General features: G+C 61.6%; 11 protein-coding genes. 8 read left to right on the plus strand and 3 right to left on the minus strand.

Annotated elements, in window-relative coordinates; genetic code table 11:
* Position 1: 1 nt before the first annotated feature.
* Positions 2 to 1,024, minus strand: coding sequence for a D-cysteine desulfhydrase (locus ACFOGH_RS13460; RefSeq protein WP_380073583.1), 1,023 nt, complete (start codon positions 1,022 to 1,024; stop codon positions 2 to 4).
* Positions 1,025 to 1,132: 108 nt separating this feature from the next.
* Here ACFOGH_RS13460 and ACFOGH_RS13465 point away from each other — a divergent pair, with 108 nt between their 5' ends.
* On the plus strand, positions 1,133 to 2,008 hold the full coding sequence (locus ACFOGH_RS13465) for a LysR family transcriptional regulator (RefSeq protein ID WP_380073584.1): 876 nt from the start codon (positions 1,133 to 1,135) through the stop codon (positions 2,006 to 2,008).
* 8 nt (positions 2,009 to 2,016) lie between these two features.
* Here the strand turns inward: ACFOGH_RS13465 and ACFOGH_RS13470 are convergent, their stop codons facing one another.
* On the minus strand, positions 2,017 to 2,967 hold the full coding sequence (locus ACFOGH_RS13470; protein WP_380073585.1) for a helix-turn-helix domain-containing protein: 951 nt from the start codon (positions 2,965 to 2,967) through the stop codon (positions 2,017 to 2,019).
* Positions 2,968 to 3,103: 136 nt separating this feature from the next.
* Here ACFOGH_RS13470 and ACFOGH_RS13475 point away from each other — a divergent pair, with 136 nt between their 5' ends.
* The 6 genes from ACFOGH_RS13475 (at position 3,104) to ACFOGH_RS13500 (ending at position 11,283) form a co-directional block, all read left to right on the plus strand.
* Complete coding sequence (locus ACFOGH_RS13475) at positions 3,104 to 4,336, plus strand: ABC transporter substrate-binding protein (protein WP_380073586.1); 1,233 nt, start codon at positions 3,104 to 3,106, stop codon at positions 4,334 to 4,336.
* A 69-nt stretch (positions 4,337 to 4,405) separates the two neighbouring features.
* Positions 4,406 to 5,311, plus strand: a complete 906-nt coding sequence (locus tag ACFOGH_RS13480) for a carbohydrate ABC transporter permease (protein WP_380073587.1) — start codon at positions 4,406 to 4,408, stop codon at positions 5,309 to 5,311.
* Positions 5,311 to 6,159 (plus strand): carbohydrate ABC transporter permease, encoded by an 849-nt coding sequence (locus tag ACFOGH_RS13485; RefSeq protein ID WP_380073588.1) that lies wholly within the window; start codon positions 5,311 to 5,313, stop codon positions 6,157 to 6,159. The genes ACFOGH_RS13480 and ACFOGH_RS13485 overlap by 1 nt, the downstream gene beginning before the upstream one ends.
* A gap of 16 nt (positions 6,160 to 6,175) precedes the next feature.
* Complete coding sequence (locus ACFOGH_RS13490) at positions 6,176 to 7,264, plus strand: ABC transporter ATP-binding protein (protein WP_380073589.1); 1,089 nt, start codon at positions 6,176 to 6,178, stop codon at positions 7,262 to 7,264.
* Entirely contained in the window at positions 7,264 to 9,210 is a 1,947-nt protein-coding gene (locus ACFOGH_RS13495) for a beta-galactosidase (RefSeq protein WP_380073590.1), read from the plus strand. The genes ACFOGH_RS13490 and ACFOGH_RS13495 overlap by 1 nt, the downstream gene beginning before the upstream one ends.
* A 3-nt stretch (positions 9,211 to 9,213) precedes the next feature.
* Positions 9,214 to 11,283 carry an alpha-galactosidase gene (locus ACFOGH_RS13500; protein ID WP_380073591.1) on the plus strand — a complete coding sequence of 690 codons (2,070 nt, stop codon included), beginning with the start codon at positions 9,214 to 9,216 and terminating at the stop codon, positions 11,281 to 11,283.
* Between the two features lie 433 nt (positions 11,284 to 11,716).
* Here the strand turns inward: ACFOGH_RS13500 and ACFOGH_RS13505 are convergent, their stop codons facing one another.
* Positions 11,717 to 12,364 (minus strand): carbonic anhydrase, encoded by a 648-nt coding sequence (locus ACFOGH_RS13505; RefSeq protein ID WP_380073592.1) that lies wholly within the window; start codon positions 12,362 to 12,364, stop codon positions 11,717 to 11,719.
* A gap of 137 nt (positions 12,365 to 12,501) precedes the next feature.
* On the opposite strand from ACFOGH_RS13505, the gene ACFOGH_RS13510 reads away from it, so the two are divergent.
* Positions 12,502 to 12,894 carry a hypothetical protein gene (locus ACFOGH_RS13510; protein WP_380073593.1) on the plus strand — a complete coding sequence of 131 codons (393 nt, stop codon included), beginning with the start codon at positions 12,502 to 12,504 and terminating at the stop codon, positions 12,892 to 12,894.
* Positions 12,895 to 13,103: the final 209 nt, after the last annotated feature.

Genomic DNA, 13,103 nt, shown 5'->3' on the forward strand with positions numbered 1-13,103 from the left:
ATCAGGCCACCACCAAGGCTTTGTTGCCCTCGGCAAACACCGCGTCATAGCCAAACAGCGCCGCCGATCCGCCGGTATGCAGGAACACCACCCGCTCACCCTTCTTGAACTTGCCCTTGCGGCAGTAGTCAATCAGGCCAGCAGCACCCTTGCCGGAATAAACCGGGTCCAGCAGGATGCCTTCCAGTTGCGCAAACATGCGGATCGCCTCCAGCGTATCCTCGCGCGGAATACCGTATCCTGCGCCAACATAGCTGCTATCCGCCACCACATCGCCCCGCGCCACCACACCGGGGCAACCCAGCTTTTCGGCGGTTTTCTGCGCCAGCGCGAACACGTTTTCTTCCTGCTTTTCCTTCGGCGCACGCACCCCGATACCCGTCAGCGGAATACCCGCATTGATCGCCTTCAGCCCGGTGATCAACCCGGCTTGCGTGCCAGCAGACCCCGTTGCCGTCACCAGATGATCAATCACCAGACTGCGGTCATTGGCTTGCCCCACCAATTCGAACGCGCAGTTGACATAGCCCAGCGCGCCCGTCGCATTTGACCCGCCACCGGGGATCAGATAGACCTTGCGCCCCTCACCGCGCAGCCGTTCGGCCACCGTCTCCATCTCGGCCTGCATGTCGCGGCCACCGGCGCGTTTAGACGTGGTGGCCCCATGCAGATGGTCCAGCAGCACATTGCCATTGCCGTTGTAATTCGCGTCATTCGACCCAGTGCGGTCTTCCAGCAGAATATGACAGGCCATGCCCAGCTTGGCCGCAAAAGCCGCCGTCTGCCGCGCGTGGTTCGATTGCGTGGCCCCTTGGGTCATCACCGTATCCGCGCCCTGCGCCAGCGCCTCGGCCATCAGAAACTCCAGCTTGCGGGTTTTGTTGCCGCCCGTCGAAAGCCCCGTGCAGTCATCGCGCTTGATCCAGATTTCCGGCCCGCCCAACTCTTTCGACAAGCGATCCAGTTTTTCCAAAGGCGTCGGAAGATGCGCCAGATGAACGCGGGGAAAACGGGCGAGATGCATGGCAGTTCCTTGTCTAACTTGTATGTTTTGATCCTCACACAGATTTATGAGCGTGGCTAATGCGAAATTTTTGAAGTATTATGCAATTCTTGCAAGTTATGAGGCATCATGCGGCTGGAATGGTTGGAAGACATTTTGGCAATTGCCGAAACCGGCTCATTCAGCGGCGCGGCAGAGCGGCGGCGGCTGACGCAATCGGCCTTTTCGCGCCGGATCAGGCAGATCGAAGACTATGTCGGGGTGGAACTGTTCGACCGCGACCACAAGCCAATCCGCCTGCAAGCCACAACCTTGGCCCAAAGCGATCAGATCCTCGCCTTGGCCACCGGCCTGCGGCAGTTGCTGGCCGATCTGCGCCGGGGCGAGCGGATGACCAGCAACAAGGTGGTGATCGCCTGCCAGCACTCGCTGACGGCGATGCGGATTCCGTCGATCTTGCAACAGCTTCCCATCCAGCACGACAGCATTCAGGTTCGCCTGCGCTCGGCCAACCTTGATGAATGCACGGGCCTGCTGCTGTCACGTCAGGCAGATGTGGCCATCGTCTATCAACTTCCCGAGGAAACCAGCGATTTCAACGCAGACTTTCTGGAAATCATGACCATCGGCACAGATCGCCTGATCCCGGTGTTCAACACGGCGATTGCGGCGCGGGGCGGCGAAATTCCCTACATCGCCTACCCTTCAGATGTGTTTTTCGGCCGCGTCATGGCGCGCAAAATCCTGCCTTTCCTTGACGCAGGCATCCATCACACACCCAACGTCGAAACCGCCCTGACCCTCGCTGCGGTGGAAATGGCGGTTGCAGGGGTGGGGGTGGCTTGGGTGCCAGAATCGCTGGCGCAAAGCCGTCTGGCCACGGGGCAATTGGTGTCGCTGGCAGCAGAACTGCCCGCTTGCGATCTGCAAATCAGGGCGATGCGCTTGCAGGGAAGCTCAAATCTGGCCGGCACCGCATTCTGGTCGCAACTGCAGGCCCTGTAGCGCGGCCACTACGCCGCCGAAACACCGGGTGCCATCGCCTTGGCGCGCAGGCGCTGGCGGAACTTCTTTGGGCGCTCGCCAAACCTGCCGGAAAACGCCTCGTAAAACCGCGAGATCGACCCAAAGCCGGATTCGTAGACGATTTCGGTGATCGATTTGTCGGTCGAGATCAACAGCGACTGCGCCGTATCCAGCCTGTGCCGGGTGATCGCCTGGGTGATGCTGTGCCCGACCGACCGCTTGAACAGCGACATGGCATAGTTTGGATGCAGCCCGCTACTCGCCGCCACCGCTTCAGCCCGCACATCGCCCAGCGCATGTTCCGCCACAAAGCGCAGCATCCGCTCGACATGTTCAATCCGCTCTGCCCCATGTGGCGCAAGGCTGGCGATGGCCGAGCCTTCCTCGCGCAGATCGCGCCAGCCATCGCGCTCGATCCGCAGCACCCGCGCCGTCAATTCATTGCGCACGATTTCAGACAGACTGGCATCGCCCGACAGCAATTCTTCGCGCCAGCGCAGAAAAATATCGCGGTCCCAAGCGGTCAGATGCATCGCCTCGATCACAGCCCCGCGAAACACCGCATCGCGAAACCGGCTCAGCGAGGCAAACCCCAGAAACACCGACATCGGCACGTAAAGGCAGACAAACCGCGTCGGATCGGCACGGGAAATCACCTGATGCGGCACCATCCCCCAAAACAGGCACAGCCGCCCGGCATCCACCGTCAACTCACGCCCGTCAAACCAATAGGTCATCTCGCCTTCCAGAACGAAATTCAACTCGATCTGGCTGTGCATATGCGGCCCCGCCATGCGCTGCACATCCAGCGACGCACCGGCGCAAAACCGATGATCGCCAAACACCACAAGCGGGTGGCGCGGGTCATGCTCGGGATGCGCGGGCGTGGACTCATCACGCACATTCCCCGTCATCGCAGATTGAATTTGCACAGACACCTTAGAATCCCGGAAATATTAGGCTGCATGTCGGTAGAGTTTACTGCATTTCATGCCAAACTCAATCGCAACCAGATACTCTCAAGGAGGAGAGGTTTCTGGGGCAAAACCGAATTCCGGTTTCAGGGAGGAAACCATGACACTCACCAAAGCCCTTTCCGGGCTGGCGCTTAGCGCATTTCTGATGGGCACCGCCGCCTTTGCCGGCGAAATCGTGATCAACTCGGACCATTCCGATCCAACGCCGAAAAAGGCGATGGAGGAATTGATCGCTGATTTTCAGGTGAAATATCCTGACATCACCGTCAAATGGAACAACTTCGATCACGAAGGCTACAAGGCCGCGATCCGCAACTTCCTGACCGCCGATCCGCCGGATGTCGCCGCCTGGTATGCGGGCAACCGGATGGAGCCCTTCGTCAAGGCTGGTCTGTTTGAAGATGTCAGCGACGTCTGGGCCGCCAATGGTCTGGACGATCAGTTGAAATCGGCAGCCTCGTCGATGACGATTGATGGCAAGAAATGGGGCGTGCCCTACACCTACTATCAGTGGGGCATCTACTACCGCAAAGACCTGTTCGAACAGAACGGCATCACCGCGCCGAAAAACTGGGCCGAACTGCTCGCCGCCTGTGAAAAGCTGAAAGCCGCAGGCATCGCACCCTTCGCCATCGGCACCAAGGCTTTGTGGCCCACCGCGGGCTGGTTCGACTATCTTGATCTGCGCGTCAACGGCTATGAATTCCACATGGACCTGACCGCGGGCAAAATCCCCTACACCGATCCGCGCGTCAAAGCCGTGTTCGAAAAATGGGCCGAATTGGTCAAGCCGGGTTACTTCATCGAAAACCACGCCGCGATTGATTGGCAGGATGCCATCCCGCAAATGGTGCAAGGCAAGGCCGCGATGTATCTGATGGGCAACTTTGCCGTGGCCACGATGAAAGACGGCGGGCTGACCGAAGACCAGATCGGCTTCATGCAGTTCCCGGAAATCACCGCTGGCATCCCGATGTCAGAAGATGCGCCGACCGACACGTTCCACATCCCTGCCGGGGCGAAGAACAAGGAAGACGCCAAGACGTTCCTCGCTTATCTCGCCTCGCCTGAAGCACAGGCCAAGATGAACGCGACGCTGGGCCAGTTGCCGGTCAACAATCAGGCGGCAAAACCCACCGACAAGTTCCTTGAAGCAGGCTTCACCATGCTGTCGAACGCGCATGCCTTGGCGCAGTTCTATGACCGCGACGCGCCTGCCGAGATGGCAAAGGCCGGGATGGAAGGCTTCCAGGAATTCATGGTCAAGCCCGACGATCTGGACCGCATTCTTGAGCGGCTCGAGAAAACCCGCGCCAAGGTCTACAAATAGGTCGGACTCCTCCCCCGACTGCGGGGTCGCCTTCTGGCGGCCCCGACCCGCTTCATTCACGAGGTCGCCATGCCGCACGATCCCCAACCTGCCGGGTTCTGGAAACGGAACCAGATGAAGATTGCGCCCTATGTGTTTCTGGCACCCGGCGCGCTGATGTTCCTGATTTATGTGCTGATCCCGATCGTGCAATCCATCTGGATCAGCTTTCAGGATTGGGATGGTCTGGGCCCGAAAACCTGGGTTGGCCTTGCCAACTATGTGGAATTGCTGGACGACGACACCTTCTATGTCGCGCTGAAAAACAACCTGTTATGGCTGGGTCTCTATCTGCTGGCGATCCCGATGGGGCTGGCAGCGGCCCTGTTTCTGAACCAGAACGTCTGGGGCATCCGGCTTTACAAATCCATGTTCTTCTTTCCCTTCGTGATCAGTCAGGTCGTGGTCGGCCTGATGTTTACATGGTTCTATGCCCCCGATTTCGGACTGTTTTCGCAGGCAATCAAATGGCTGACCGGAAGCGAAGTCGCCATTCTCGCGGATGAGCGTTACGTGACCTATGGCATCATTGCCGCCGGGCTTTGGCCGCAGACCGCCTATTGCATGATCCTGTATCTGACCGGCCTGAACAATCTGAACGCCGAGCAGATCGAGGCCGCGCGGATGGACAATGCCCGCGGCTGGCGCTTGCTGCGCCATGTGATCTTGCCGCAACTGGCCCCCGCAACCTTCATCGCCATGGTGGTGACGGTGATCGGCGCTTTGCGCAGCTTTGATCTGGTCTCGATCATGACAGCAGGCGGCCCCTACGGCTCCAGTCAGGTGCTGTCTTACTTCATGTATGAACAGGCGCTGTCCGAATACGGCTATCGGATGGGCTATGGCGCGGCCATCGCCGTGGTGCTGTTCCTGATCATGATGGTGTTTATCACGCTGTTCATCGTGCGGATGATCGCACAGGAAAGGAACCGCTGATGTTTCCGACTCCGATCCAGAAAGCCTCTACCCCGGCGCGGCTTGCCTACCAGATTGCCCTGCCCATCGCCCTGGTGATCTGGCTGTTTCCGCTGATCGGCGTGGCGGTAACGTCGCTGCGCCCCGCGTCCGATCTGGCAGCGGGCAATTACTTTGGCGTGCCCTCGTCCATCGCGTTCGAGAATTACGCCGCAGTGTTCCGCGACAGCCCGATCGGCTGGTATATCCTGAATTCGTTCAAGGTAACGATCCCCACCGTGATCGGCGCTGTGGGCCTGTCGTGCCTGACCGGCTTTGCACTGGCGGTCTACGGCTTTCGCGCCAATCTTTGGGTATTCTTCGCCTTTGTCGCGGGCAACTTCATCCCGTTCCAGATCCTGATGGTGCCGGTGCGCGACCTTACCCTGAAGGCGGGGCTTTATGACAGCACACTCGGCCTCGTGCTGTTTCACGTCGCCTTCCAGACCGGATTTTGCACACTGTTCATGCGTAATTTCATCAAGGGTATGCCCTTTGCCCTGATCGAAAGCGCGCGGGTCGAAGGCGTCAGCGAGTGGCAGATTTTCCGCCATATCGTGCTGCCCCTGATGCGCCCGGCCATCGCGGCGCTGTCGGTGCTGGTGTTCACCTTCGTGTGGAACGATTACTTCTGGGCCACGGTTCTGGTGCAAGGCCAACACGCCATGCCCGTCACAGCCGGACTCTACGCGCTGAACGGGCAATGGGTCGCCGCCTGGCATCTGGTTTCCGCCGGGTCCATCGTCGCCGCCCTGCCCCCCGTGCTGATGTTTTTCCTGATGCAGCGGCATTTCATTGCCGGACTGACCCTTGGCGCGACCAAGGGCTGATGAAAAGGAGCCTGTCATGGCCGAAGTAAGCCTGAGCAATGTCAAAAAAGATTTCGGTGCCATCAGCATCATCAAGGGCATCGACCTTGAGATCAGAGACGGCGAGTTCTGCGTGTTTGTCGGCCCCTCGGGCTGCGGCAAATCCACCTTGCTGCGGATGATCGCAGGTCTTGAAGAGATCACCCAAGGTGCCCTGCGCATCGGTGGCCGCGATATGACCCAAGTCGGCCCCTCAGATCGCGGCGTGGCGATGGTGTTCCAATCTTACGCGCTTTATCCGCATATGACTGTAGCCGAGAACATCGGCTTTGGCCTGCGGATGACTGGCCATGACAAGGCCGAGATTGCCAAGCGCACCGCCGTCGCCGCCAAAATGCTGCAACTGGAACCCCTGCTGGATCGCAAACCCGGCCAGCTTTCGGGCGGGCAGCGGCAGCGCGTTGCAATCGGACGCGCCATCGTGCGCAACCCCGAAGTGTTCCTGTTTGACGAGCCGCTCTCAAACCTTGACGCATCCTTGCGGGTGCAGATGCGTGGCGAAATCTCGCGGCTGCATCAGGATCTGGGCGCCACCATGATCTACGTGACCCATGATCAGGTCGAGGCGATGACGATGGCCGACAAGATCGTCGTGCTGTCGGCGGGTCGCATCGAACAGGTCGGCAGCCCGCTGGAATTGTATCACCGCCCGAAAAACCTGTTCGTCGCAGGCTTTATCGGCAGCCCGAAGATGAACTTCATTCCGGTCGAAGCCCGCCCTCACAACGGCGGCATCGAAGTGTCCCTGCCGGGCGGCACCCTGCTGCAACTGGCAGGCACGCTGGCAGCTGCAGGCAAGATGACGCTCGGCCTGCGCCCCGAACATGCCAGCGCCATCGGCGCGGGCGATGCGGTGTTGTCCGCCAAGGTGCAACTGGCCGAACATCTCGGCTCGGAAACCCTCTTCTTCGTCAGTCTCGCAGATGGCACTGAAATCGCCGTCAAAGCCGATGGTCTGGCCTCCGAGCGCCCCGGCGACACCATGCAGATCGGCTTTCCCGCCCGCGCCTGCCATCTGTTCGATGCTGCGGGCAATGCTGTGCTGAACGGGGATCTGACGCGCTGATGTTGGGAGTTTGCTATTACCCGGAACACTGGGACGAAGCCCGCTGGATCACAGACGCCCAGCGGATGCGCGCGCTTGGCATCACATATGTCCGTATCGGCGAATTCGCGTGGTCGCGGATCGAACCCGCCCGCGATCAGTTCAACTTTGGCTGGCTGGACCGCGCCATGGACGTGCTGCACGCCGCTGGGCTGAAGATCGTGCTTGGCACGCCCACCGCCACGCCGCCGAAATGGCTGGTTGATGAATGTCCCGACATTCTGCCCTACGACGAACAGGGCCGGGTGCGCGGCTTTGGCTCGCGCCGGCATTACACGATGTCATCGCAAACGTGGTGGCGCGAAAGCGCCCGCATCGTCACCGCGATTGCCCAGCGTTACGGCGATCATCCCGGCTTGGTCGGCTGGCAAACCGATAACGAATACGGCTGCCACGACACCACCCTGTCTTGGGGGCCGGAAGACCTGCGCGCCTTCCGCGACTGGCTGCGCCACCGCTATCAATCCTGCGATCAGTTGAACGAAGCCTGGGGCGCGGTGTTCTGGTCGATGGAGGTTGCCGATTTCGCCCAAGTCACCTTGCCCAACCTGACCGTGACCGAGGCCAACCCGGCGCATCGGATGGATTTCTGGCGGTTTCATTCCGATCAGGTCGCGGCTTATGACTTGATGCAATGCGACATCATCCGCGCCCATTCACCGGGCCGCTGGATCACCCATAACTTCATGGGCTTTGTGTCAGATTTCGACCATTTCGCCGTGGCCGATCACCTTGATCTGGCATCATGGGACAGCTACCCGATTGGCTTTGTCGAAAAATTCCCCTTCTCGGAAACCGAGCGCAACCGCTGGGCCGAAACCTCGCATCCCGATATCGCCCCTTGGCACCACGACCTTTATCGCGGCGTCGGACGTGGCCGGTTCTGGGTGATGGAGCAGCAGCCCGGCCCGGTGAACTGGGCGGCATGGAACCCGGTGCCCAAGCTCGGCATGGTGCGGCTGTGGACATGGGAAGCCATGGCCCACGGGGCCGAAGTCGTCAGCTATTTCCGCTGGCGTCAGGCGCCCTTTGCGCAAGAGCAGTATCACGCGGGCCTGAACCTGCCGGGGCTGGACGAACTCTCGCCCGGTGGGCAAGAGGCTGGCACCGTCGCCCGCGAAATCGCCCAACTCGGCCCCCTGCCCGCCGTGCAACAGGCCGCGGTGGCCATCGTGTTTGATTACGCCAGCTATTGGGCAACCATAGTGCAGCCGCAGGGCCGCGACTTCCGCTATGAAGAACTCGCCTTCCGCTGGTATGAGGCTTTGCGTCGGCGCGGCCTTGATGTCGATGTGGTCCGCCCCGGTGCGCCCTTGGATGGCTACGCGGCGGTGATCGTCCCCACCATGATCCACGTCACCGATGCCGCACAGGCAGCACTTGAGGCTGCGGGTGGCGTCGTGCTGATCGGCCCGCGCGCAGGCTCACGCACCCGCAACTTTGCCATCCCGCACGATCTCCCCCCCGGCCCGTTGCACACGCTGACACAGAACCGCGTGATCGAAGTCGCCTCGCTGCGCCCCGGTCTGAACCAAACGGTAAATGGTGCGGTGCAAGGCAAAGCGATCCGCTGGCGCGACCATGCGACCACGCAAGCGCAGGTGCTGGCCCGGTTCGACGATGGCGGCCCAGCGCTGACCCAACACGGCAAGGCCTTGCACCTGCTCTGCTGGCCAGATCAGGATCTGCTGGGCTCGGTGATGGATCTGGTCTGCCGCAACGCAGGCCTGACCACCATGGCGCTGCCCGAACACATCCGCTTGCGCCGCCGTGGTGATCTGCACTTCTTCACCAACTACGGCCCCGAAGCGTGGAGCCTGCCCGAAGGCTTTGAATGCCTGCTCGGCGGCCATCAGATGCCCGCCCACAGCATCACTGTCGCCAAGCCCCTTTCAAAAAAGGTCTAACCCATGCCGCAGTGGCGTCTGGATACCCCGCAGCAAACCCTTGTTCTGGCAACCGATGGCATGGTGCCGCAGGTGGTCTACTGGGGGGCGCCGCTGCCCGCTTCCGAAGATCTGGCCGCCCTCGCGCTATCGCAGGTGTCCGATCTGACAGGTGGAATGCTCGACCGCCTGCCCGATCTGTCGCTCTGCCCCTTGCCGGGGGCCGATTGGCAGGGCCAACCCGGCATGGTGATCGCCGAAGCAGACGGCCGCCCGCTGACCCCGCGCTTTCAGTTTCAATCCGCCGAACCTGCCCAAGACGCCCTGACCCTGCACAGCGCCGCCGATGGCCTGCGCCTCAGCCACAGCTTTCGCGCCCATGCCACCGGCGTGATCGCGATGACCACCACCTTGCAAGCCAATCGCCCGGTCCGCCTGCATTGGCTGGCCGCCCCGGTGCTGCCGATCCCGGCCTTGGGCAGCGAGATGATCGACGTCGCCGGCAAATGGCTGGGCGAGTTTCAACTGCAATCGCAGCCGTGGACAATCGGCACCCGCCTGCGCGAATCCCGCACCGGCCGCTCGGGTCAGGAACATCCCCCCTACGCGCTGTTCCCCGAACCCGGCTGCACCAACACCGCAGGCACCGTGCGCGCCCTGCATTACGCTTGGTCTGGCGGGCACCGCATGGTTGCCGAAGAACTGCCCGACGGGCGGCGTCAGGTGCAGTTTGGTCACGCCAGCGGCGCAGAACTGGACACCGCGACCCGCTTTCAATCGGCTGAACTGCTGGCACTGGTCTCAACCAGCGGCCTGAACGGCATCGGCCAAACCTTTCAACGCGACATCCGCGACCGCGTGGTGACATGGCCCAACCCGGCCCGCCCCCGCCCGGTGCATTACAACTGCTGGGAGGCCGTGTATTTCGACCACGACCTCGCCACGCTTTCCGATATCTCAACCCGCGCCGCAGCCTTAGGGGCCGAGCGTTTCGTGCTGGATGACGGCTGGTTCGTGCGGCGCGATGATGACACCTCCAGCCTCGGCGATTGGACGGTCGACACCCGCAAATGGCCGCAAGGCCTGCATCCACTGATCAGCCATATCCACGCGCTGAACATGACCTTCGGCCTCTGGGTCGAACCCGAGATGATCAACCCCGACAGCGACCTCTACCGCGCCCACCCCGATTGGGTGCTGGGCCCCGCCGATCAGACCACAGGGCGCAATCAAATGGTGCTGAACCTCGCGCTGCACCCTGTGCAGGATCACCTGTTTCAGGCGCTGTCGACCCTGCTGCGCGAATATCCGATCGACTATCTGAAATGGGATCACAACCGCCTGCTGCCTGTGGTGGATGCCGCCCAGACCCGTGGCATCTACGCCCTTCTGGCCCGCCTGCGCGCCGCCTTTCCGCTGGTTGAGGTGGAAAGCTGTGCCTCGGGCGGCGGGCGGATCGACGCCGGGATTCTGGCGCAAACCCAGCGTGTCTGGCTGTCCGATTGCATCGACCCCGTCGAGCGGATTCGCATCCAGCACGACGCCGCCCTGTTCCTGCCGTCCTGTGTTGTCGGCAGCCATGTCGGCGCGCGGAAATCCCACACCACGGGCCTCGTGCATCCGATGTCGCTGCGCGCCTGGGTTGCCGCCACCCGCCACTTCGGTTTTGAGATGGATCTGCGCGCGCTGGACGCAGACGAGGCGCAGACACTGGGTCGCGTCACCGCTTGGTGGAAATCCAACCGCGATTGGCTGATGCGGGCAGCCGTCCTGCGGCTGGACAGCGCCGACCCCGCCGTCACCGCAGAGATGCAACTGGCCGAAGATGGCAGCCGGTTCGTTCTGGCCTCGGCCCAGATGGAAATGAGCCGACAGATCCTTCCCAAACCGCTGCGCCTGACCGGGCTTGATCCATCCGCCCAGTATGAAATCCGCCTGCTGAACCCGGAAGACGCCCCGCCGCAATCGCGCGCCAAATGCGCCTTGGCCAAAGGCCCGCTGCGCCTCAGCGGTGCGGTGCTGATGCAGCAAGGCATCCTGCTGCCGGTTGCATGGCCCGCGTCGATCTGGATGATCGAGGGGCGCGTGATCTGATCACCGCAAGCAGAATTCGCGTGGTCCCAACTCGGGACCATTTTTAATCGTTTTATATCAGCCTGTTGGGGTGGCAGATTTAAGGTTTTGTTAACACTTAAACCCTTTTCGCCCGGTTTTCGTTACTGCCGTGACCGGGCGCAGCAACAGACGTTTTCGGCAATTCATGCCTCAGCCAGCGCCCGGCATTCCAAATCGGATCGACATTCACCTTCCACACTTTGGCGAAGGCCCCCGCCTTCCCCATGCGATAAGGCTTCCGCTGAAGCCGCCGGGCCTCAAACGCCCGGCCAGCGCCCGACCCGCCGATGGCGGGCGCTTCTCGCCCGCCGGGTCGGTCACTGGCCTCAGGGGATTTCTTACTGACCTGACTACACAAAGAAACCGCACGCGCGGGCGGGCAAACGCGTAGCTTCCCGCGTCAGCTATCCCCTCAAACCGGCACAAACCCGCCCTTGGCCGGATCAAACTGCTCTAGCCCGCCCTCGCCGGTATCCGTCCACAGCCCGTGCAGGGTCAGCCGATCGCCTTCAACCGCCTCCTTGATGAAGGGGAAGGTCATCAGGTTTTCCAGTGAGACCAGAACCGCCTCACGCTCCAGCGCGGGCTGTTGCAACTCGGGCGGCAAGCCGGAAATCCGCTGATAACCGGGGCGCAGAATATCCATCCAGCGGCCGACAAAGCTGGTTTTTTCCAGCAGCGCAGGCGCATTGCCCGAGCACATGTCAAGGCAGCCCTTCACCCCGCCGCAGTTGGAATGGCCCAGCACCACGATATGCGCGACCCCCAGCGACTGCACCGCATATTCCACCGTGGCCGAGGTGCCGTGATATTCGCCATCCGGGTTATGCGGCGGCACAAGGCCCGCGATATTGCGGTGGATGAAGAATTCGCCCTCATCCGCACCGAAGATTGAGGTCACATGCACGCGGCTGTCGCAGCAGGAAATCACCATCGCGCGCGGGTGTTGGCCATTGGCAGCCAAACGGCGATACCACGCCTTGTTGTCGTTGTAGGTGGTGGCTTTCCAGCCGTGAAACCGTTGCACCAGGTAATTTGGCAGCGCGCGAATGTGGCTCATGGTCATCCTTCTCGGCTTGGTTTGTCCTGCGTAGTTATGCTGCAATCGCAGAAAATTCGAGTGATTTCTTTTGCGCGCGGCAACGATTTCTTCAGCACGAACGCGCAAGATGGTCCTCGGGTGTTTCGGAGGGTGTGATGAAAAACGTAGTGGCTTTGCGGCCAAAGGAAAGGGTGCGGCAAGATGCCGAACCGATTGCGACGATCTATCGAAATCTGGGCACCTCGGGGGCAGAGCAGGTTGTAACGCGCGCCTTGGGAGAGCTGGCGCTGACCATGGCAGGGCTGGCCACGCAGGTGCGCGCGCATGAATTGGGCGATCTGACACGGCAGTTGCGGCGTTTGCAGCGGATGGCCGAGAATCTCGGGATGGTGTCGTTGGGCGTGGTTTCGGGCGATCTGCGTGCCTGTCTGGACCGCGCAGATACCACCGCCTTCGCCGCCGTCTGGGCGCGGCTGCTGCGGATTGCCGAAAGGTCGCTGGCATCAGATAAGGCCTTGTTGGAACAGTTGGATCAGACGACGTCCTGAAGGGATCAGCATTCAGATGCTGGCGTCCGGGCGGAGTCTGGAAACGCACCGCGTTTCCCCGCCCGCGCGTGCGGTTTCACCCTGTAGTCGGTTCAGCAATCACGCCACGAGGCCAGTGCCCGACCCGGCGGGCGAGAAGCGCCCGCCATCGGCGGGTCGGGCGCTGGCCGGGCCTTTCGGGCCCGGCGGTCTCAGCGCCAACCGCCCCG

This window comes from Cypionkella sinensis, from assembly GCF_042646385.1.
In the GTDB taxonomy this organism is placed as follows: domain Bacteria; phylum Pseudomonadota; class Alphaproteobacteria; order Rhodobacterales; family Rhodobacteraceae; genus Cypionkella; species Cypionkella sinensis.

Excerpts from the sequence above, each read along its gene's own strand:
- ACFOGH_RS13460 (WP_380073583.1), bottom strand. The coding sequence starts at position 1,024 with ATGCATCTCGCCCGTTTTCCCCGCGTTCATCTGGCGCATCTTCCGACG.
- ACFOGH_RS13465 (WP_380073584.1), top strand. The coding sequence starts at position 1,133 with ATGCGGCTGGAATGGTTGGAAGACATTTTGGCAATTGCCGAAACCGGC.
- ACFOGH_RS13475 (WP_380073586.1), top strand. The coding sequence starts at position 3,104 with ATGACACTCACCAAAGCCCTTTCCGGGCTGGCGCTTAGCGCATTTCTG.
- ACFOGH_RS13480 (WP_380073587.1), top strand. The coding sequence starts at position 4,406 with ATGCCGCACGATCCCCAACCTGCCGGGTTCTGGAAACGGAACCAGATG.
- ACFOGH_RS13485 (WP_380073588.1), top strand. The coding sequence starts at position 5,311 with ATGTTTCCGACTCCGATCCAGAAAGCCTCTACCCCGGCGCGGCTTGCC.
- ACFOGH_RS13490 (WP_380073589.1), top strand. The coding sequence starts at position 6,176 with ATGGCCGAAGTAAGCCTGAGCAATGTCAAAAAAGATTTCGGTGCCATC.
- ACFOGH_RS13495 (WP_380073590.1), top strand. The coding sequence starts at position 7,264 with ATGTTGGGAGTTTGCTATTACCCGGAACACTGGGACGAAGCCCGCTGG.
- ACFOGH_RS13500 (WP_380073591.1), top strand. The coding sequence starts at position 9,214 with ATGCCGCAGTGGCGTCTGGATACCCCGCAGCAAACCCTTGTTCTGGCA.
- ACFOGH_RS13505 (WP_380073592.1), bottom strand. The coding sequence starts at position 12,364 with ATGAGCCACATTCGCGCGCTGCCAAATTACCTGGTGCAACGGTTTCAC.
- ACFOGH_RS13510 (WP_380073593.1), top strand. The coding sequence starts at position 12,502 with ATGAAAAACGTAGTGGCTTTGCGGCCAAAGGAAAGGGTGCGGCAAGAT.